Annotated in this window: 18 protein-coding genes; 9 read left to right on the top strand and 9 right to left on the bottom strand. The window is 68.4% G+C overall.

Translation table 11 applies throughout. The annotated features are described in order from the left end of the window. Positions 1–142: 142 nt before the first annotated feature. Positions 143–3,097, bottom strand: a complete 2,955-nt coding sequence (locus EV147_RS10395; protein WP_235844648.1) for a DEAD/DEAH box helicase — start codon at positions 3,095–3,097, stop codon at positions 143–145. Positions 3,098–3,228: 131 nt separating this feature from the next. Here EV147_RS10395 and EV147_RS10400 point away from each other — a divergent pair, with 131 nt between their 5' ends. The 6 genes from EV147_RS10400 to EV147_RS10425 all read left to right on the top strand — a co-directional run bounded on the left by EV147_RS10400 (position 3,229) and on the right by EV147_RS10425 (position 7,617). Beyond that, positions 3,229–4,149 carry a branched-chain amino acid transaminase gene (locus EV147_RS10400; RefSeq protein WP_130390994.1) on the top strand — a complete coding sequence of 307 codons (921 nt, stop codon included), beginning with the start codon at positions 3,229–3,231 and terminating at the stop codon, positions 4,147–4,149. A gap of 61 nt (positions 4,150–4,210) precedes the next feature. Next, positions 4,211–4,405 carry a zinc-finger domain-containing protein gene (locus tag EV147_RS10405; protein WP_130390995.1) on the top strand — a complete coding sequence of 65 codons (195 nt, stop codon included), beginning with the start codon at positions 4,211–4,213 and terminating at the stop codon, positions 4,403–4,405. Between the two features lie 115 nt (positions 4,406–4,520). Beyond that, positions 4,521–5,543, top strand: coding sequence for a lipopolysaccharide heptosyltransferase II (gene waaF, locus EV147_RS10410; RefSeq protein ID WP_130390996.1), 1,023 nt, complete (start codon positions 4,521–4,523; stop codon positions 5,541–5,543). Positions 5,544–5,553: 10 nt separating this feature from the next. After that, complete coding sequence (locus tag EV147_RS10415) at positions 5,554–5,994, top strand: YybH family protein (protein WP_130390997.1); 441 nt, start codon at positions 5,554–5,556, stop codon at positions 5,992–5,994. A gap of 14 nt (positions 5,995–6,008) precedes the next feature. After that, entirely contained in the window at positions 6,009–7,034 is a 1,026-nt protein-coding gene (locus tag EV147_RS10420) for a hydrolase (RefSeq protein ID WP_130390998.1), read from the top strand. 13 nt (positions 7,035–7,047) lie between these two features. Continuing rightward, complete coding sequence (locus tag EV147_RS10425) at positions 7,048–7,617, top strand: DUF2946 family protein (protein WP_130390999.1); 570 nt, start codon at positions 7,048–7,050, stop codon at positions 7,615–7,617. 62 nt (positions 7,618–7,679) lie between these two features. Here the strand turns inward: EV147_RS10425 and EV147_RS10430 are convergent, their stop codons facing one another. Then, positions 7,680–9,560, bottom strand: a complete 1,881-nt coding sequence (locus EV147_RS10430) for a beta-barrel assembly-enhancing protease (RefSeq protein ID WP_130391000.1) — start codon at positions 9,558–9,560, stop codon at positions 7,680–7,682. Positions 9,561–9,591: 31 nt separating this feature from the next. On the opposite strand from EV147_RS10430, the gene moaC reads away from it, so the two are divergent. Further along, a complete protein-coding gene (moaC, locus tag EV147_RS10435; RefSeq protein ID WP_130391001.1) occupies positions 9,592–10,068 on the top strand; it encodes a cyclic pyranopterin monophosphate synthase MoaC in 477 nt (158 codons plus the stop codon). A 12-nt stretch (positions 10,069–10,080) separates the two neighbouring features. Here moaC and EV147_RS10440 read toward each other — a convergent pair whose 3' ends face one another. Further along, entirely contained in the window at positions 10,081–10,677 is a 597-nt protein-coding gene (locus EV147_RS10440) for an excalibur calcium-binding domain-containing protein (RefSeq protein ID WP_235844649.1), read from the bottom strand. Between the two features lie 298 nt (positions 10,678–10,975). Between EV147_RS10440 and EV147_RS10445 the strand changes: the two genes are divergently transcribed. Both EV147_RS10445 and EV147_RS10450 read left to right on the top strand, forming a co-directional pair. Continuing rightward, entirely contained in the window at positions 10,976–11,464 is a 489-nt protein-coding gene (locus EV147_RS10445; RefSeq protein WP_130391002.1) for a hypothetical protein, read from the top strand. Next, entirely contained in the window at positions 11,461–11,985 is a 525-nt protein-coding gene (locus tag EV147_RS10450; protein ID WP_130391003.1) for a hypothetical protein, read from the top strand. The genes EV147_RS10445 and EV147_RS10450 overlap by 4 nt, the downstream gene beginning before the upstream one ends. 16 nt (positions 11,986–12,001) lie before the next feature. On the opposite strand, the gene EV147_RS10455 is transcribed toward EV147_RS10450, so the two are convergent. The 6 genes from EV147_RS10455 to EV147_RS10480 form a co-directional block, all read right to left on the bottom strand. After that, entirely contained in the window at positions 12,002–13,804 is a 1,803-nt protein-coding gene (locus tag EV147_RS10455) for a PglL family O-oligosaccharyltransferase (RefSeq protein ID WP_130391260.1), read from the bottom strand. Positions 13,805–13,915: 111 nt separating this feature from the next. Beyond that, positions 13,916–14,467 (bottom strand): pilin, encoded by a 552-nt coding sequence (locus EV147_RS10460; protein WP_130391004.1) that lies wholly within the window; start codon positions 14,465–14,467, stop codon positions 13,916–13,918. Positions 14,468–14,731: 264 nt separating this feature from the next. After that, positions 14,732–15,427 (bottom strand): TerC family protein, encoded by a 696-nt coding sequence (locus EV147_RS10465; protein ID WP_130391005.1) that lies wholly within the window; start codon positions 15,425–15,427, stop codon positions 14,732–14,734. A 304-nt stretch (positions 15,428–15,731) separates the two neighbouring features. After that, entirely contained in the window at positions 15,732–16,613 is an 882-nt protein-coding gene (sucD, locus tag EV147_RS10470; protein ID WP_130391006.1) for a succinate--CoA ligase subunit alpha, read from the bottom strand. A 68-nt stretch (positions 16,614–16,681) separates the two neighbouring features. Then, positions 16,682–17,848 carry an ADP-forming succinate--CoA ligase subunit beta gene (gene sucC, locus EV147_RS10475; RefSeq protein ID WP_130391007.1) on the bottom strand — a complete coding sequence of 389 codons (1,167 nt, stop codon included), beginning with the start codon at positions 17,846–17,848 and terminating at the stop codon, positions 16,682–16,684. Positions 17,849–17,935: 87 nt separating this feature from the next. Then, a complete protein-coding gene (locus tag EV147_RS10480) occupies positions 17,936–18,607 on the bottom strand; it encodes a DUF2889 domain-containing protein (protein WP_130391008.1) in 672 nt (223 codons plus the stop codon). Between the last annotated feature and the right edge of the window lie 336 nt (positions 18,608–18,943).

Below are 18,943 nucleotides of genomic sequence, written 5' to 3' on the forward strand. Positions count from 1 at the left end.
ACGCCATCGGCCACGCAAGGCGCGGCCGATGGCGGAGCCCCATTATAGGCGCGCGGCCGCCGCTGGTAAGCAGTGACTTAAAAGTGATCCGGCGACTGTTGTTTCGTGGCGAAAATACGATGCGTGCCGCGATGCCGCCACCCTATCTGCGCAGCAGCCCCACCAGTTCGTCGATATCGGGCAGCACCGCCGCGCGCCCCATGGCTTCGCCGTCCGCCGCGTCGAGCACGCCGTCCGCCAGCGCGCGCTTGCCCTGGTGCAGGTCGACGATCCGTTCCTCGATGGTGCCCGCCGAGATCAGCCGGTAGACCGTGACCGGCCGCTGCTGGCCGATGCGGTGCGCGCGCCCCATCGCCTGGTCCTCGGCGGCGGGGTTCCACCACGGATCGGCAATCACCACGTAGTCGGCGGCAGTCAGGTTCAGCCCGAAGCCGCCCGCCTTGAGGCTGATCAGGAACGCATCGCCCTCGCCCGCCTGGAAGGCCGCCACGCGGCGCGTGCGCTCCGGGGCCGGCGTGGCGCCGTCCAGGTACTGGTACGCCAGCCCGGCCTGCGCCATGGCGTCGCGCAGCATCTGCAGGAAATCGACGAACTGGCTGAAGACCAGCGTCCGGTGGCCGTTGGCGGCCAGCGTGGCGACCAGATCGGCAAAGGCCCGCACCTTGGCGCCGGGCTGCGCCACCTCGGGCGTGACGAGCCGGGGATCGCACGCGGCGCGCCGCATCCGCATCAGTTGGGCCAGCACATGGATACGCGCCTCGGGCTCGGGCAGCGTCGCCCGGGCGCGCTTGTCCTGCTTCGGACGCAGCAGCGCGCGCTCGGCCTCGGACAGCGCCTGGCGCCGCAGCGCCTCGTAGTGCGCCGCCTCGGCCGGCTCCGGCGTCACGCGGATCACCAGTTCGGTACGCGGCGGCAGTTCGTCCAGCACCTGCGCCTTGGTCCGGCGCAGCACGAACGGCGCAATCAGCCGGCGCAGCACCACGCGCGGCGCGCGGGCACCGTTGCGCTCGATCGGATTGGCGAAGTGTTCGTTGAAGCGCGCCAGCGACCCGAGCAAGCCCGGATTGCAGAAGCGCATCACGGCCCAGAGTTCCGCCAGGCGGTTCTCCACCGGTGTGCCGGACAGCGCGATGCGGCAGCCGGCATCGAGCGCGAACATCGCCTGCGCGCGCCGCGAGGCCGGATTCTTGAACGACTGGGCCTCGTCGGCCACCACCGTGTGCCAGTGCCGCGCGCCGAACGCGCGGCGCGCCTGCTGCAGCAGCGTGTACGAGACGATCACCAGATCGTGCGCGCCGGCCTGTCCGACGATGGCATCCCGCCCGCCCTCGCCTTCCGCTTCGGCATAGACCTGCACGCGCAGCGACGGCGCGAAGCGGCGCGCCTCGGCCGCCCAGTTGCCGCACACCGAGGTCGGCGCCACCACCAGCGCCGCCCCGTCCGGCGCGCGTGCCAGCAGCACGGCCAGGGACTGCAGCGTCTTGCCCAGCCCCATGTCGTCGGCCAGGCAGGCGCCCAGCCCGGCCTCGGCCAGCGACATCATCCAGCGGAAGCCCTCGCACTGGTACGGGCGCAGGTCGGCGGCCAGGGTGGCCGGCACCGGCGCGTCGGCCTCGCGTGCGGCGCGCAGCCGCCCGACCCGGGTGCGGAAGTGGGCGTCGGGATCGACGCCCACGCCGGCCAGCACATCGTCGAGCCACGGCGTGGCCACCAGCGGCACACGGATGCCGTCGCGCACGGTATCGCCCACGCCAGCCAGGTCGCGCAGGCGGTCGCGCAACTGCCGGGTCAGCGCCACGTAGACGCCGTGCTCCATCGGGATGAAGCGCCCGGCATGACCGTGCGCCCATTTGACCAGTGTCTCCAGCGAAAGTACGAGGCCCTCGGCCACCTGCAGTTCGCCCACCAGCTTGAACCACTCGCTGCCGGTTTCCACGCTGACCGCCAGTTGCGGCAGGTCGGCGGCCACCAGGCGCAGTTCGCGGCCGCGCGGCCATTCGAGGTCGAGCACGCCGGCCAGGCCCGGCAGCATCTCCACGGCGGTCAGTGCGTCCTCGGGGTCGTCGAGCGTCCAGCTGTGTTCGCCGCTGGCCGGCGCCTGCTGCACGAGGAACGGGAGCGCATCGAACACTTCGGCCACATGGGCCAGTTCGGCGTCGAGGTCGCGCGTGGTGACCAGCGTCTCGCCGCCCAGCGTGGCCATCAGCTGCGCGCGGCCATGGCCCGGCGCCAGCCGTGGCCCGAGCGGCCCCAGCGGCGTGACCACGAGCCGCAGGCTGATGCCGCGCCCCACGGGCGCCACCTCGGCGCGCAGCCGCGTTTCGGGCTCGCGCTCGCGCGCCTCGCCCGCACGATCGGCGTGGATCTGGAAATGCCCGGCCAGCGCCCGCAGCGTGCTGTCGAGCCGCGCCTGGGCGTTGGCCGGCACCGCCAACCCGCCCGCGATCAGCTTCGCGGCGCCCTGCTGGGCCTCGGTGAAGCGGATCACGCGCAGCCGCCGCGCGCCGTCCTGCAGCACCGTGATCTGGCGCAGCGCCTCGGCCTCCTGCTTCGCGGCGGCGGGCAGGAAATCCTCCATCGCCCGGGCCGGACGCGGCGGCGGCACGATACGGAGCAAGTAGCGGTCGCCCTCGCGCACGGCTTCGAGCGCAGGAGACCCTTCCACCACTTCCAGCAACACGGTCGGCGCGTGGGACAGGACCACGGCGGGGTGCCCGACCAGCGCCAGCGCGGCGGCGGCGCGGTCCAGCACGTGGCGGCGGCTGCGCGAGGTGTCGCGCCGGATCGCCCGTGCCACGCGGGCATCCCAGGGCGGCAGCGTGTCGTCCGCGGCCACGCGGGCCAGCGGAACCGGCCGGGGCTGGCCCCAGCCGCGCGGGCCGCAGCCCTGCGCCAGCGGTTCGATCGTGCCGATCTCGCCGTCGACATCCAAGGTCAGCGCCCAGACCAGCCGGCGGGCGCCGCCGGGGGTCTCGGACGGCGGCGCCCCGCCCGCCAGCGCTTCGAGCGCCCCGAGCGTGTCCTGCCAGTCCGGCGCGGCGGGATCGGCAGGGTCGTGCGGTTCGGGGCGGTCGGGGACGGGATCGGGCTGGGCCACGCGCAGGCTTCCGGGCAAAGCTGCGATTGTAGATCGGTAGAACGGGCGTCCGGCGGCCCGCGTTGGCACGCAAGGCCCCGCGGCTTACAATGGCGCCTTTACGACTTTCGTTGGTGCAGAGGGAGACAACCATGTCGATGGCGGATCGCGACGGCAAGATCTGGATGGACGGCAAGCTGATTGAATGGCGCGACGCCAAGATTCACGTGCTGACGCACACCCTGCACTACGGCATGGGCGTCTTCGAAGGCGTGCGCGCCTACAAGACCCCGGACGGCCCGGCGATCTTCCGCCTCAAGGAGCACACGCGCCGCCTGTTCAACTCGGCCAAGATCTTCCAGATGGCCATGCCGTTCGACGAAGCCACGCTCGAAGCCGCCCAGCGCGAGGTGGTGCGCGCCAACAACCTCGATTCCGGCTATATCCGTCCGCTGGTCTGGATCGGCTCCGAGAAGCTCGGCGTCTCCGCCAAGGGCAACACGATCCACGTGGCCATCGCCGCCTGGCCGTGGGGCGCCTACCTGGGCGAGGAAGGCATGGAACGCGGCATCCGCGTGAAGACCTCGTCGTTCACGCGCCACCACGTCAATGTCTCGCTGGTGCGCGCCAAGGCCAGCGGCTACTACATCAACTCGATCCTGGCCAACCAGGAAGCCACCGGCCTGGGCTACGACGAGGCGCTGCTGCTCGACACCGACGGCTACGTCAGCGAAGGCTCGGGCGAGAACGTGTTCATCGTGCGCAACGGCGTGATCTACACCCCGGACCTGGCCTCGTGCCTGGACGGCATCACGCGCGACGCCACGCTGACCATCGCCCGCGACCTCGGCATCGAAGTCCGCGAAAAGCGCATCACGCGCGACGAGATGTACTGCGCAGACGAAGCCTTCTTCACCGGCACCGCCGCCGAAGTCACCCCGATCCGCGAACTGGACGACCGTGTCATTGGCGAAGGCCGCCGTGGCCCGATCACCAAGCGTATCCAGGACACGTTCTTCGCGGCCGTGGGCGGCACCGACGAGAAGTACAAGAAGTGGCTGACGCTGGTCTGACCGGCGCCCGCCCACCAGAATTCCTCCTCCCTGCAAGACAACGCAAGACAAACGCAAGACCATGACGCAAACCGCAACCCTCGTAGAAATCGGCGCGGAAGACATTCCGCTGCACTGCCCCACCGGCAACACCCCGGCCTGGAACTATCACCCGCGCGTCTTCCTGGACGTGGCGGATACCGGCGAGGTCAAGTGCCCGTACTGCGGTACCGTGTACAAGCTCAAGCCGGGCACCGTGCTGAAGGGTCACCACTGATCCGCACGGCGCACGCTTCCTCCTGCCGTTTCGACCTGACGCCCCGGGCCGCCCAGCGCCCCGGGGCGTTGACATGCCCGGGCACCGCAGAAAAGGGCCACGCAAGACCCACTCCATGAGAAAAGCCCTCGTTATTGCCCCGAACTGGATCGGCGACGCCCTGATGGCGCAGCCGCTCTTCGCACTGCTCAAGGCGCGCCACCCGCGCCTGGTGATCGACGCCCTGGCGCCCAAATGGGTGGCGCCCGTGCTGGCGCGCATGCCCGAGATCGGCAAGGTGTTTCCGAGCGATCTCGCGCACGGCAAGCTGCAGCTCAGCGCGCGGCTGATGTTCGCCCAGCAGCTCAAGCACGAGGGCTACGACGTGGCCTACGTGCTGCCGAACTCGCTGAAATCGGCGCTGATCCCGTTCCTGGCCGGCATTCCGCTGCGCATCGGCTACCGGGGCGAGGCGCGCTTCGGCATGCTCAACATCCGCCACGCCAACCCGCCGCGCGACAACCGCCCGCCGATGGTGGAGCACTACGCGCGCCTGGCGCTCAAGCCCGGCGCCCGCCTGCCCGAATCGATTCCCGACCCGCAGCTCAAGGTGGACCCCGCGCGCATGGCGGCCACGGCGGGCCGCTTCGGCATCGCCCCCGGCACGCGCGTGATCGCGTTCTGCCCCGGCGCCGAGTTCGGCCCGGCCAAGCGCTGGCCCGCCGCCCATTTCGCGGCGCTGGCGCAGATGCTGCGCCGCTCGTATCCGTATGCACAGATGATCACTCTGGGCTCGGCCAAGGACAGCGAGATCGCCGGGGAAATCGTCGCCGGGGCGCCCTTCGTGCGCAACCTGTGCGGCCAGACCTCGCTCGACGACGCCGTGGACCTGCTGGCGCTGTCCGAGGCCGCGGTCTGCAACGATTCGGGCCTGATGCACGTGACGGCCGCCCTGAACCGGCCCCAGGTGGCCGTCTACGGATCGAGCGACCCGCGCCATACGCCCCCGCTGTCACAGGCTGCGAGTATCATGTGGCTGCAACTCGAGTGCAGCCCTTGCTTCAAACGTGAGTGCCCGCTCGGCCACCTGCGCTGCCTCAAGGAGATCGAACCCGAAATGGTGTTCGTCGAGTTGCGCAAACTCCTGCACCGCCCCTGACCACGCCAACATGCCTCGTTTCGCCCGCCTGTTCGATTCCGCCGAAGACATCGTCGATGCCTTCCGAGAAGCCATGAAGTTGCGCGACGCCGAGGGCGCGCTGCGGCTCTGGCTGGACGAAGACTCGGTTACCTGCGTCATGCCCGACGGCCAGCGCCTGATCGGCCACGACAGCCTGCGCCAGGCCTTCGCCCAGTTGCTCGAAGAGCAGCCCGTGCTGATCGATGCCATCGAGACCAGCAGCCACGCCTCGCTGGGCGTGTCGATCTTCGACGTGACCGAGGCGCTGCGCTTCGGCGACGGCCGCGTGGAGGCCGACCTGTTCGTGCACACCACCTACGTGCTGATGCAGAACCACGAGGGCTGGCGCCTGGCCCATATCCACTGCAGCCCGGCCAACGCGGTGCAGGTGGCCGCCGTGGCCTCCGCCCCGGGTCAGGCCCTGCACTGACGGCCGGGGCGCCCATGCTGTTCGGCGACGCCTTCCAGACGCCCTGGTGGCTGCGCGGCGGCCACGCGCAGACCATCCTGCCGGCCCGCTTCACGCGGCACCGTCGCGTGACGTTCCGGCGCGAGCGCTGGACCACCCCGGACGGCGATTTCATCGATCTGGACTGGACCACCCACCCCGCCGCGCCCGACGCGCCGCTGGTGGTGATGTTCCACGGCCTCGAAGGCGACTCGCGCAGCCACTATTCCCAGACGCTGATGACCGCGCTGCGCGAGCGCGGCTGGCAGGGCGTGATTCCGCACTTCCGCGGCTGCTCGGGCGAGCTGAACCACGCGCCGCGCTTCTACCACTCGGGCGACTCGGCCGAGATCCGCTGGGTGCTGCGGCGCCTGCACGACACCGTGCACACCGCCACGCCGGCCCGCCCGATGCTGGCCGTAGGGGTCTCCCTGGGCGGCAACGCACTGCTGCGCTATCTCGGCGAGGACGGCCACGCGGCCGGCTTCCTGCGCGCGGCGGCGGCCATCTCGGCGCCGCTGGACCTGGCCGCCGGCGGTGCGGCGCTCTCGGGCGGCTTCAACATGCTCTACACGCGGATGTTCCTGCAGACGCTCAAGCGCAAGTCGCTGGCCAAGCTCGACCAGTTCCCGGGCCTGTTCGACCGCGCCACGATGCTGGCCAGCCGCGACCTGTATGCGTTCGACAACGTGGTCACGGCGCCGCTGCACGGGTTCCGCGATACCGACGACTACTGGGCCCGCGCCTCCAGCAAGCCGATCCTGGGCGAGATCCGCATTCCCACGCTCGTGCTGAACGCGCGCAACGACCCCTTCCTGCCGGGCCGCCACCTGCCCGGCCCCGCCGAAGTCAGCGCCGATGTCACGCTGGAACAGCCCGAGCACGGCGGCCACGTGGGCTTCATGACGCCACGCGAGGGGCTGCTCGGCCACCTGCCGCTGCTGCCCGTGGCCGGCCATATCGACTGGCTGCCGGCGCGCATCCTGGCGTACTTCGACACCGTGGGCGCCACCCGCAAGTAAAAGGAGACCGACCATGGACGAGGTAGTCAGGCAAGCCATGGCCCGCTGGCCCAATGTGCCGAACTGCTTTGGCTGGCTGGCGCTGGACCGGCGCGGCCAATGGCGCATGCGCAACGAGTACGCGCAGCAGCACGGGCTGTCGGGCGACCCGATCCGCCACGAGGCGCTGATCGGCTTCATCGAGCGCAACTACACGCACGACGAGCGCGGCGGCTGGTTCTTCCAGAACGGCCCGCAGCGCGTGTTCGTGTCGCTGGCCTACACGCCCTGGATCGTCCGGCTGCACAACGGCGTGCTGTCCACCACGACGGGCCGCGCGTTTGTTCCGACTTCATGCTTCACCGACGAGCACGGCAACGTGGTGCTGGCAGGCACCGTGGCCGGCGTGGCGGGCCAGCAGGCCGCGCTGCTGCACGACCATGACCTCGACGCCTTCAGCACGAGCTGCGACTGGCACGGCGAGGCGTGCGGGGCGACGCTGGGGGTGTTTCACTACGGCGGGCGGGATCTGGAGATCGAACCGATTGTGCAGGCCGAGGTAGCCGGAAGGTTCGGGTTCGTGAGGGAACCGGTGGGGGAGTGATTGTTGTCTCCCCGCTCCCGCAAGCGGGAGAGGGGAGACAACCACGGGAAGAACCAAGCCTGCTAGTTCGGCATCCCCTTGCTGTCCTGCCGGTCCTCCTTGTACTGCAGCTGCAGCTGATGCAGCCGCGCGTCGACCTCCGACAGCGTGTAGAAATCGCCATCGGTCGCCTTGCGGGCGATCTGCAGTTGCTCGATGGCGGCCTGGTAAGAACCATCCATCGCGTACTTCTCGGCCAGCGCCTGATGCTGCTGCAGCCGCTTGCCCTGCGCCGCGTAGGCGCGCGCCAGCAACTCCCACCATTCGGACCGGCCCGTTTCCTCGCGCGTGCGGGATCGTAAAAACGCCACGGCGTCGTTGAGGCGATTCGCCGCGACCAGGGTGTCCGCATAGGCCAGCGCGGCCGCGTGCGAGAGCGGGAACGCCTTGAGCGTGGCCGACGCCTGGTTCAGCGCGTCCTGAATGCGACCTTCCCCGCGCGCCAGCTCCACGGCCATCACATCGAGCATCGGCGTGCCCGAGGTGGCACCGGGAATGTTGCCGTAGAGCCGCCGGGCCTCGGTCAGTGCCTTCTCGGCATCCTGGAACCGCCCGAGCCGCTGGTTGGCGAACGCCATGCCGTAGTAGACCGCCGGCAGCCGTACGGCCGAGGCCGTGCTGGTCTGCGCCTGGAACGAGGCCAGCACGTTGCGCACGTCGTTCGGCGTGGGCGCCTGGATGACAGCGGCCCGGGCGCGTGCGAACTCGTAGTCGGGGGTGTTGGGCACCTTGCGCGCCGAGACATGGCGGGCGCGGTCGGTCATGTCGGCGATCCGCTCGGAGGTGAGCGGGTGGGTGCGCACGTAGGCCGGCACCGAAGTGTCCGAGATGCCGGTCACGCGCTGCAGCCGCTGGAAGAAATCGGGCATGCCCTGCGGATCGAAACCGGCGGCGGTCATGATCTGGAAGCCGACCCGGTCAGCCTCACGCTCGGCGCCGCGCGAGAACGACAACTGGTTGGCCACGGCCGCGCCCTGCCCGCCCATGGCCAGCGCCGCCGCCGCGTCGCCGCTCTTGGTGGCAGCCAGCCCGGCAAGGACCATCGACGCCAGCGCAATCCACATCGACTGGTCCTGGGTCGTGATCCCGCGCGCAATGTGGCGCTGCGTGACGTGGCCGATTTCGTGGCCGAGCACCGAGGCGAGTTCCGACTCGGTATCGGACTGCACCAGCAGCCCCGTATGCACGCCGATATAACCGCCCGGCATCGCAAACGCGTTGATCGACCGGTCGCGCACGCCAAACAGCTCGAAACCCGTGGCGAACGTGCCAGCACCCGACGTGCCGGCAAGGTTCTGGCGCCGCGCGGCCTGCACCAGCCGGTAGCCGATGGCGTTCAGGTAATCGTTCAGCAGCGGGTCGGACACGTAATCGGGATCGCGCCGGATGCTGCGCATGATGCGGTCGCCTAGCCGTTTCTCCATATCCGGCGACAACGACGCGGTCGACGGATCGCCCAGATCGGGTAGCTGGATGCCCGACGACTCCACCACGGTATTGCCGCTGCGCAGCCCGAAATCTGACTTCTGCCCGGCGCGCACGCTGCGGCTGAGATTGTCGTAGACCTGATCGCTGACATCGCCGGAAAGCCCCGGCGGTACCGACGGCGCCGGCAACCCGGCCGTCGCCGCGGGCTGGCCGGACAACCGCAGATTGGCGGCAGCGGCGGCACCCGGCGCCGAGGCCGGCGTGCGCCCCGCCGAGGCACTTTGCGGCCACGCCGGCGCGGCCACAGTCAGCACGAGCGCAGCCGCCAGCGCACGCGCCAAAAGTGACGCACGGACGGCAGGCGGAGCAGAGACGGCAGGAACGTTTGCGCGGGCGCTCGACCGGACGGGCAGGCGGCGAGGCCATGAAGTCTTTGGCATGTTGCTATGATAGCGGCCTCTCGATGACGTTCCCATCGGGCAAGCCCTGTCTGGCCCGCTTCCGCCCATGACCCAGCTCACCCATTTCGACAACGCCGGCCAGGCCCATATGGTCGACGTCGGCAGCAAGGCCAGCACCCACCGCGTGGCCGTGGCCACCGGCACCATCACGATGCAGCCCGAAACCTTCGCGCTGGTCCGCGACGGCACCGCCAGGAAAGGCGACGTGCTCGGCATCGCCCGCGTGGCCGCCATCATGGCCACCAAGCGCACCGCCGACCTGATCCCGCTATGCCACCCGATCGGCCTGACCCGCGTCGCCGTCGACTTCGCCCTCGACGCCCCGAGCAGCACTGTGGCCTGCGTGGTCCGCACCGAAACCCAGGGCCAGACCGGCGTGGAAATGGAAGCCCTCACCGGCGTCCAGATCGCCCTGCTGACGATCTACGACATGTGCAAGGCGGTGGACCGGGGCATGGTGATCGGCAATGTGAAGCTGCTGGAGAAGCATGGCGGGAAGTCTGGGGATTGGGTGGCTTCCTGAGGCCGCGCCCGGCTATCTGGCGAAATTGCCACGGCACCAGTGCTCTTCGCAGGGCACCCCGTCGCCATCGCCGTCCATTTTTGTGCCGGGACAGTTGTTCAGGAAGAACCGGGCCTCCGGGCACGATGTCATTTCGCTGCAGTGCTTCCGGCCATCGCAGCGGAAGGCGACAGGCTGCACCGCCACCGGTTCCTCGACTGGTTCGGTGATCGACGCCACAGGCGGGCTGGACCGCCTGGCCAGGCTGTCATACCCGGCGAACGCGGCAGCACAGAGCATGGCAACGACGACCCATGCCGTCACGCGGTAGCCGGTTACTTTCCCCGTGCGGACTGGCGGTTGCGGACTCCCCCGGCGAGCCGCTGCCGGGGCGGCACCGGGTCGCTGGACCAGAATCGCCCGCGTCTTGCCATCCCGGTTCAGCATGATCTGGAAGTTCAGCCGTTCGCCGGGCCTTGGTGGTCCGCCCTCCCTCGGAAAATCCGAGATGTGGACGAAGACATCCGGGCCACCCTCCATGGGCGTGATGAACCCGAATCCCTTGTCGCCATTCCAGCTCTTGAGTCTCCCTTCGATCCGCATGTTCAGCGGTTTTGAGGATTCGGCCATGTCGGGGCTTCTCACCAATTATTCGTTTGGTCTGCAATCTAGCAGAACTGCACGCAATGTTCTGGTTGCGGCACCCCAACACCCCTCCAAGGGGCTAAGCTCCGTCTGGTTGTCCTGCCGGTAATAGCCGTAACGCCACATTTCAGAAGCCTCCGCGCGGTGCCGGTCTCGGGCAAATTGATGTTCAATAGAACGTAACAATTCCGCCATCTGTGCCGGTATCCCGGCAGTACGAGTCGGACGTTAATGGGAAGTTGGCGGGCGTCGGCCTGCGGCAAGGCAATTCGAGGTAACGATCATGAACGGGCGCAAGCTCTGCCAGGTGGCTCTGGCGCTGGCCGCGATTGGGGCGGTCGCATTTGCAACGACGGCCGAGGCGCGCACGCGTGTCGGCGTGGGGGTCTATGTGGGACCGGGCTGGGGCTATGGCCCGGGCTGGGGTCCCGGCTGGGGTGGTCCGGGCTGGGGGCCGGGATGGGGACCGTACGGCTCCTACTACGGGCCGTACTATGCGCCGGGCTACTACGCGCCGCCGGCTGTGGTGGCGGTGCCGGCGCCGAATCCGCCGCAGTACATCGAGCAGGGCAGCGACGGCAATCCGGCGCTGACCGATGGCACGTCGCCCAACGCCTGGTGGTACTTCTGCAACCAGCCGCAGGGCTATTACCCGTACGTGAAGGAGTGTCCGGGCGGCTGGCAGCGCGAGCAGCCGCGTGCGCCCTCTTCCGCCGTGCCGGTGCCGGGCGCGCCCACGGCCTCGTCCGCCCTGCCGGGAGCCGCGTCATGAGAACCCGTTCCGTTTGTCTGCTGCTGGCCGCCACGGGCGCGCTGGGCGCCTGCGCCGTGATGCCATCGGGTCCGAGCGTGATGGCGCTGCCGGGTACCAACAAGTCGTTCGACCAGTTCCGGGGCGACGACTACAACTGCCGCCAGTACGCCTTCGGCCAGATCGGCGGCACCAGTCCGCAGCAGAACGCCAACGCCGCCGCCGTGGGTAGCGCGGCACTGGGTACGGCGCTGGGCGCTGCCGCCGGGGCGGCGTTCGATGGCGGCTCGGGTGCCGCGGTCGGGGCCGGCATCGGCCTGCTGACTGGCGCGGCGGTGGGCGCGGGCAGCTCGTACAACGCCGGCTATGGCTCGCAGCAGCGTTATGACGCCGCCTACGTGCAGTGCATGTACGCCAGCGGCAACCGCGTGCCGGTCTATGGGCGCATGGTCAACACGCCGCCCCCGGCGCGGGCGGCGATGCCGCCGGCCAACTACCAGCCCTACTACCCGCCTCCGCCGCCGCCCGGCTACGTCCGCTGAGGCACGACCGTCCGCCTCAGCCGCCGCCGCGCGGATGACGCTCGCGGTGCGTGGCCCAGGCGCAGAACTCGCGCGGCCGGTGGCTGGAAGCCACCGCCTCGCAATCGTGCACCAGCGCCGCCAGTTGCGCGGCCTCGTCGCCCTGGTAGTAGTAGCGCAGGCGTTCCATCCATAGCCGCGCGCGCACCTGCTCGCCGGTCAGCGCGAGCAGCCACGCCGTGCGCCGGATCATCGTCGGCGTTGGCAGCAGGTGCAAGGCCGCCATATGGGCCGGCAACAGCGTCCGCGCGTCACCGTAGGTAATCGCCGCCCGCTCGGCCGCGTCTGACGCGGCGTGCTGGCGGAACCACTGGCGCGGCATCGGCAGGCTGTCGCGCTGGGCGTCGCTCGCGTATTCGCGGGCTTCCACGCGCTTGTAGTCCTGCCACATCCCCGCCAGCACGAAGCCCGCGGCCACCACGAACACCACGCCGGCCAGCCCCGCCGCACCGCGCGGCAGGCGCCGGCCAAACCCGGACGGATCGAGCCACGCGAGCATGAAGCAGAACGGCAGGAAGAAATAGAGATAGTGGAGCGGGTATTCGAGCATCGAATGCGCGCCGAGCATCGCCAGCCAGACCAGCACCGGGGCCGTGGCCACGCGCTCGGCCGTCGACCCGCGCCAGATGCGCGCCCGTACCACGCGCCAGAGCCACGCGGCAAGCACCAGCGCCACCCCGCCTGCCCCGGCCGCGCCGGTCTTGGCCATCAGGTCGAGCACCGCGTTGTGGGCATGCAGTGACATTTCGGCCACCACGCCCACCTCGGCCGCCTGCTGGAACTGCGCCCAGCCAAACTCGCCGTAGCCCACGCCAAACAGCGGATGGGCGCGGAACATCGCCAGCGCCTGCGCCCACATCGCGCCGCGTGCCGACATCTGGTTGCTCGACTGCAGTTGCGCCACGGTGTCGAACAGTTGCCAGTCGAACGCACGCCCGGCCAGCTTGATGCCGGGCTGCATCACGAGGATGCCCACCACCAGGATCACCGCAGCCGCCACCAGCCCCGGCGAGCGGTGCATCGGGCTGGCCCCGCGCGGCGTGCCGCGCGCCATGGCCGCCGCCATCAGCGCGTAGCTGGCAGCCAGGCCCACATGGACGACACCCGTGCGCGAGCCCGACAGCGCGATCCCGCTTTCCAGCAGCAGCGTGGCCACGAGCCAGCTCGGAAACTGCAGCCAGCCGCGCGTGGCCAGCCAGACCGCCGCCGCCAGCGCCAGCCCGTGGATCGTGGCCTGGTGGTTCGGCTGGTTCAGGTTGCCCCACAGCCGGCGGTTGGCGCTGTAGAAGTACTCGGAGACGAGGCCGAACGCCTGGTCTTCCATCCGGAACACCTGGACCCACTGCGCCAGCGTGCCCAGCAGCCCCGCCACCAGCAGCGCAATCGCCAGCGCATCGACGATCGTGGCGCGCCGCTCCGTGGACATGTTCTGGCCGAATTGCCATGTGGCGAGCATCGTCGCGGCGCCGAGCGCCAGAACGAGCTGCGTGGTGAGCCGCGTGCCCGTGATGTCGGCCATGCCCGTGGCGGCCTGCGCGATCGTCACCACGATCAGCCACAGCGGCAGCCAGGCCACCCATGGCAGCGCGCCGCGCACCGGTGCGAGCCGGTCTTCGAGGCGCGTCAGCGCCAGCACGGCCACCAGCAGTACGCCGAGTGCGGCCGCCGTCCACTCGCCATAGAACGTGGCCAGCGGCAGCGTGTGCTTCGACACGAGCAGGGGAACGGTAAAGGCGACGACGATCATCGCCGCCGGAAGCGTGGCTTTCTGTGCCGGCATGCGCACCAGGTGGGAGGGCAAAGGCGCCATGATAGCGTGGCAGGTGGCGCAGGATGCAACGCCCGGCACCATGGCCGGACGTCACCCGGATCATTCCGATCCGGACCCCGCTCACTTGCCGGCCGGTGTCACGGCAACCTGGGCGCAGACCTGCGGAAGGAACTTCTTGTCCGCCGACGACTGGCAGGCCCACGTGACCGAGCCCTTGTCGGCGTTGCCCATCGTCAGTTTCACGTATTTGCCGAGCAGCCCCTTGGCGATCCCCGCCTCCTTGAAGTTCGCCGTGATCGTGCAGCCGCCGGCCTCGCTGGCCGTGCCGCCCACCTCCACGCCGGCCACGTAGCTGCCCTGGATCGACGTTGCGGTGGGAATGCCGTCAGTCCCGCCGCTCGCGTTGGACGGGCAGATGCCCTTGTACGAGAACGCTTCGGTGACCGCCGCCTTCTGGCCCGACGCCAGGCTGAGACCCTCGGAGAACTGCGAACGCGCCACGTAATCCTGGTACTGCGGAATGGCGATGCCGGCCAGGATGCCGATGATCGCCACCACGATCATCAGTTCGATCAGCGTGAAGCCGCCGGCGCGGCGCGGCCGTGCGGGCGAAGCGAGTGGCCTGCGCGAAGACGGGCAGGCGCGGCGGATGGCGTTGAGCTTGTGTTGCATGGTGACCCCTTTCGGTTGTGTAGGAAGAAAGCGTGCCTGTGTGGCACGGGGGTCATCATCGGCAGGCTGCCGCGCGCCCGATCTGACCTCGGACAAATCCGACCGGCTTGCGCAAAAAGTTTAGAAAACCGCAGGAGTCCGTGGTTTGGAAGCCGCACCCGGCGGGGCGGACCGGTGTCCGGGCTGGACGCGGAAAGCAAAACGGGCGACCGTATCGGGTCGCCCGTTTTGCTGGCTGACTGTCCCGCGCAGGGCGGGAAATCGTCAGGCGGTCTGCGTGTTGCGGCGCTGGAGCAGCTTGCCCACCAGCACCACCAGTACCGCGCCGGCGATGCCGAACACCAGGTGGGCGTGCGGCACGTGCACTTCGAACCAGGCGGCGTCCACCGGATCGCTGACCAGCATTTCGCCGGCCAGGTAGCCCAGCAGCGCGGCGCCCAGCACGATGATGATCGGGAAGCGCTCCATCACCTTGAGCAGCAGCGTGCTGCCGAAGACGATCAGCGGGATCGACAGGCCCAGGCCGATGATCAGCAGCATCAGCTGGCTGCCTTCCGGACCCTTCTGGGCGGCGGCGGCCACGGCCACCACGTTGTCGAGCGACATGACCAGGTCGGCGATCAGGATGGTGCGGATCGCGGCCCAGATATTGTCCTTGGCGTCATGGCCGTCTTCGCCGTCGTCACCGGTCAGCAGTTGCACGCCGATGTAGACCAGCAGGATGGCACCCACGATCTTCAGGTACGGCAGGCTCAGCAGTTTCACTGCGGCCACAGTCAGTACCACGCGCATGATGATGGCGGCGGCGCTGCCCCAGAAAATGGCCTTCTTCTGCTGGGCGGGGGGCAGGTTGCGCGATGCGAGCGCGATCACCACGGCGTTATCGCCCGACAGGACGATGTTGGTCAGGATGATCGAACCCAGCGCAAGCCAGAACGTGCTGCTGGACAACAATTCCACGGCAAGACTCCTCGAATTTCAAAGTTATGTTCCGTGCCCTTGGGCGGCCTCGCCGGCTGTGGCGGAACCGTTGCAACTGCGGGCATTCGGATGTCTGAACTACCAGACATGAAGATGTATCGCACGAACCTTTCGATTCGGTTTCAATTACAGCGCTGTAATGTTGGGAAATACCCTAGGATCGGTGCCGCCAGAACGACATTGCCCCCGCCAGTGACGGCGGGGGCAATGTTTGCGGCCGATGCGCCACCCCGTTCGCGCTGGAACGGGGCGCCGCGGCGGCCACGGCTTTCACCGGAGTGGCTTACAGCATTGCCTTCAGCAGGCGGGCCATTTCCGACGGGTTCTTGGTCACCGTGATACCGCAGGATTCCATGATTTCCAGCTTGGCCTGTGCCGTATCGGCACCGCCCGAGATCAGCGCGCCGGCGTGGCCCATGCGCTTGCCCGGAGGCGCGGTCACGCCAGCGATGAAGCCAACCACCGGCTTCTTCATGTTTTCCTTGATCCAGTAAGCCGCGTTGGCTTCGTCCGGACCACCGATTTCACCGATCATGACCACGGCGTCCGTATCCGGATCGTCGTTGAACATCTTCATGACGTCGATGTGCTTCAGACCGTTGATCGGGTCGCCACCGATACCAACAGCCGACGACTGGCCCAGGCCCAGCGCGGTCAGCTGGCCCACGGCTTCGTACGTCAGCGTGCCCGAGCGCGACACCACGCCGATGCGGCCCTTGCGGTGGATGTGGCCCGGCATGATGCCGATCTTGATTTCGTCCGGCGTGATCAGGCCCGGGCAGTTCGGTCCCAGCAGCAGCGTCTTCTTGTTCTGCTTACGCATCTTGTCCTTGACTTCCATCATGTCGCGGACGGGGATGCCTTCGGTAATGCAGACCACGAGGTCCAGGTCGGCGTCGACGGCTTCCCAGATGGCGGCGGCAGCGCCGGCGGGCGGCACGTAGATCACCGACACGGTGGCGCCCGTCTGCTCCTTGGCGTCCTTGACGCTGGCGTAGATGGGAATGCCTTCGAAGTCTTCGCCGGCCTTCTTCGGGTTCACGCCGGCAACGAACGCGTTCTTGCCGTTGGCATAGTCACGGCAGCCACGGGTGTGGAACTGTCCGGTCTTGCCGGTGATGCCCTGGGTGATGACCTTCGTATCCTTGTTGATCAGAATGCTCATTTGCTAGTCCTTTTAGTCGCCCCGCCCGGCCCGTCGTTCACGTCGGCCCGGCGGCAACGCAGTTGTCCTTACTTGCCAGCGGCAGCGGCCACGACCTTCTGGGCGGCTTCTTCCATCGTGTCGGCCGAAATGATCGGCAGACCGGATTCGGCCAGCATCTTCTTGCCCAGGTCTTCGTTCGTGCCCTTCATGCGGACGACCAGCGGCACGCCCAGCTGAACAGCCTTCGAGGCCGAGATCACGCCTTCGGCGATCACGTCGCAGCGCATGATGCCGCCGAAGATGTTCACCAGGATGGCTTCCACGTTCGGGTTCTTGAGCATCAGCTTGAAGGCTTCGGTCACCTTCTCGGTCGTGGCGCCACCGCCCACGTCCAGGAAGTTGGCCGGCTCGCCGCCGAACAGCTTGATGGTGTCCATCGTGGCCATGGCCAGGCCGGCGCCGTTCACCAGGCAGCCGATGTTGCCGTCCAGCGAGATGTAGGCCAGGTCGAACTTCGAGGCTTCGATTTCGTTGGCGTCTTCTTCGTCCAGGTCACGGTACGCGACGATTTCCGGGTGACGGAACAGGGCGTTGGAGTCGAAGTTGAACTTGGCGTCCAGCGCGATGACCTTGCCGTCGCCGGTCAGGATCAGCGGGTTGATTTCGGCCAGCGAGGCGTCGGTGTCCCAGAACGCCTTGTACAGGCCCTGCAGCGCCTGGCGGGCTTGCGGCACGCTGGCGTCGGGCACGCCGATCTTGCGGGCGATGTCGTCGGCGTCCGAATCCTTCAGGCCTTCAGCCGGGTCCACCAGCAGCGTGTGGATCTTTTCCGGGCTGTGGGCAGCCACTTCCTCGATGTCCATGCCGCCTTCGCTCGATGCCATCAGGGCAACCTTCTGCGACACGCGGTCCACCACCAGCGAAACGTACAGTTCCTTCTTGATGTCGGCGCCTTCTTCGATCAGCAGGCGGTTGACCTTCTTGCCTTCCGGACCGGTCTGGTGCGTCACCAGGGTCATGCCCAGGATGTTCGTGGCGTAGGTCTTGACGTCCTCGATGCTCTTGGCCACCTTCACGCCGCCGCCCTTGCCGCGGCCGCCTGCGTGGATCTGTGCCTTGACGACCCACACCGGGCCGCCGAGCTGTTCAGCGGCCTTCAGGGCCTCTTCGACCGAGAAAGCCGGGATGCCGCGCGGAACCGGCACATTGTATTTGCGCAGGATTTCCTTGCCTTGGTACTCATGGATATTCATGCGTGTTTCCTTTCGGGTAGGCGTAAAGGGATGGGAAAAGATTGGAATCGAAGGGCTTGCGCCTGTTCCTTGGGCAGACCGTGACGGTCAGCCCGACGTACCGTTGGGCCGGTGGACCGGGGTCTCCCCCCCTCCCGATGCCGTGGCATCGGCGCGTGACGCGCTCTGGGGGGACGACGCCGTGGCGCCGGCTCGCGGTTTCGGCTGGTGACCATACCAGCGCGGGTAAAACTTGCGGACCACCTCGCCCTCGAAATGCAGGGCATGGCAGCCGTGGAGCTGCATCGGCGGCTCCGGATTCGGATCATCGCCGCCGTCGCGGATCTTGAACACGTCGCCGGCAAAGGCCTGGATCGCGGTGGTCGGCAGCACGCCGGCCAGCTCCGTCAGGTGGCTGCATCCGGCCACGCCGCCCAGGCGCTCGCGCACGGCCTTGCGGAACCCCTTCATCAGGTTCAGGCCGATCAACTGGCGATAGGCCGGGCCGATCGTGTCGCAATGTGTCGGATAAGGCACCCAATCGGAACACGCTTCGGCGTCCACGATGGTCAGGCGCAGATCCACCGTGACGCGCAGCCACAGGTCATGGAGCGGCTGGCCCTCGGGGCGGATGCGGTTGCCGGCCAGCTCGATGTCGCGCGGCTTGGTGTCGGTCAGGCGCGCTTCGATGTCCCACAGGCCGTCTTCCCGCAAATACGCTTCGGCCGTGATGGCACGGCGATGACGCAAGGCTCGGTTGACTGGGGGGGAAAGCGGCATGACACCAGGGGCTGACGCGGCAGGCTGTTGTGGCGGAAATGGGGGCGAAATTCGCGGCGAAGATGGCCGGACAACAAGGCAGACGGCCCGGCAACAGACCGGACGGCCGCCATGGCCGGGAAAACGCGTGGAGTTTAACATGCCGCGCCGCTCCGACCGGGAACATCCTGCGCGACAGTCTGTCTGGCGCCGATTGTTGCATCGACAAAGCCCGCAAACCCTTGCTGCACAAGGACATCAGACATCCGCCGCGATTTGCCGCTGCGTTGCACCAGTGGTACGACAACTGCCTTGACGAGCGCACGAATACCCCTTATGCGTACGCAGGTATGCAGA

Source organism: Cupriavidus agavae (assembly GCF_004217045.1).
In the GTDB taxonomy this organism is placed as follows: Bacteria; Pseudomonadota; Gammaproteobacteria; order Burkholderiales; family Burkholderiaceae; genus Cupriavidus; species Cupriavidus agavae.

Excerpts from the sequence above, each read along its gene's own strand:
- EV147_RS10480 (WP_130391008.1), bottom strand. The coding sequence starts at position 18,607 with ATGCCGCTTTCCCCCCCAGTCAACCGAGCCTTGCGTCATCGCCGTGCC.
- sucD (WP_130391006.1), bottom strand. The coding sequence starts at position 16,613 with ATGAGCATTCTGATCAACAAGGATACGAAGGTCATCACCCAGGGCATC.
- EV147_RS10420 (WP_130390998.1), top strand. The coding sequence starts at position 6,009 with ATGCTGTTCGGCGACGCCTTCCAGACGCCCTGGTGGCTGCGCGGCGGC.
- EV147_RS10430 (WP_130391000.1), bottom strand. The coding sequence starts at position 9,560 with ATGGGAACGTCATCGAGAGGCCGCTATCATAGCAACATGCCAAAGACT.
- EV147_RS10400 (WP_130390994.1), top strand. The coding sequence starts at position 3,229 with ATGTCGATGGCGGATCGCGACGGCAAGATCTGGATGGACGGCAAGCTG.
- EV147_RS10415 (WP_130390997.1), top strand. The coding sequence starts at position 5,554 with ATGCCTCGTTTCGCCCGCCTGTTCGATTCCGCCGAAGACATCGTCGAT.
- sucC (WP_130391007.1), bottom strand. The coding sequence starts at position 17,848 with ATGAATATCCATGAGTACCAAGGCAAGGAAATCCTGCGCAAATACAAT.
- EV147_RS10460 (WP_130391004.1), bottom strand. The coding sequence starts at position 14,467 with ATGCAACACAAGCTCAACGCCATCCGCCGCGCCTGCCCGTCTTCGCGC.
- EV147_RS10440 (WP_235844649.1), bottom strand. The coding sequence starts at position 10,677 with ATGGCCGAATCCTCAAAACCGCTGAACATGCGGATCGAAGGGAGACTC.
- EV147_RS10455 (WP_130391260.1), bottom strand. The coding sequence starts at position 13,804 with ATGCCGGCACAGAAAGCCACGCTTCCGGCGGCGATGATCGTCGTCGCC.
- waaF (WP_130390996.1), top strand. The coding sequence starts at position 4,521 with ATGAGAAAAGCCCTCGTTATTGCCCCGAACTGGATCGGCGACGCCCTG.
- moaC (WP_130391001.1), top strand. The coding sequence starts at position 9,592 with ATGACCCAGCTCACCCATTTCGACAACGCCGGCCAGGCCCATATGGTC.
- EV147_RS10450 (WP_130391003.1), top strand. The coding sequence starts at position 11,461 with ATGAGAACCCGTTCCGTTTGTCTGCTGCTGGCCGCCACGGGCGCGCTG.
- EV147_RS10425 (WP_130390999.1), top strand. The coding sequence starts at position 7,048 with ATGGACGAGGTAGTCAGGCAAGCCATGGCCCGCTGGCCCAATGTGCCG.
- EV147_RS10445 (WP_130391002.1), top strand. The coding sequence starts at position 10,976 with ATGAACGGGCGCAAGCTCTGCCAGGTGGCTCTGGCGCTGGCCGCGATT.
- EV147_RS10405 (WP_130390995.1), top strand. The coding sequence starts at position 4,211 with ATGACGCAAACCGCAACCCTCGTAGAAATCGGCGCGGAAGACATTCCG.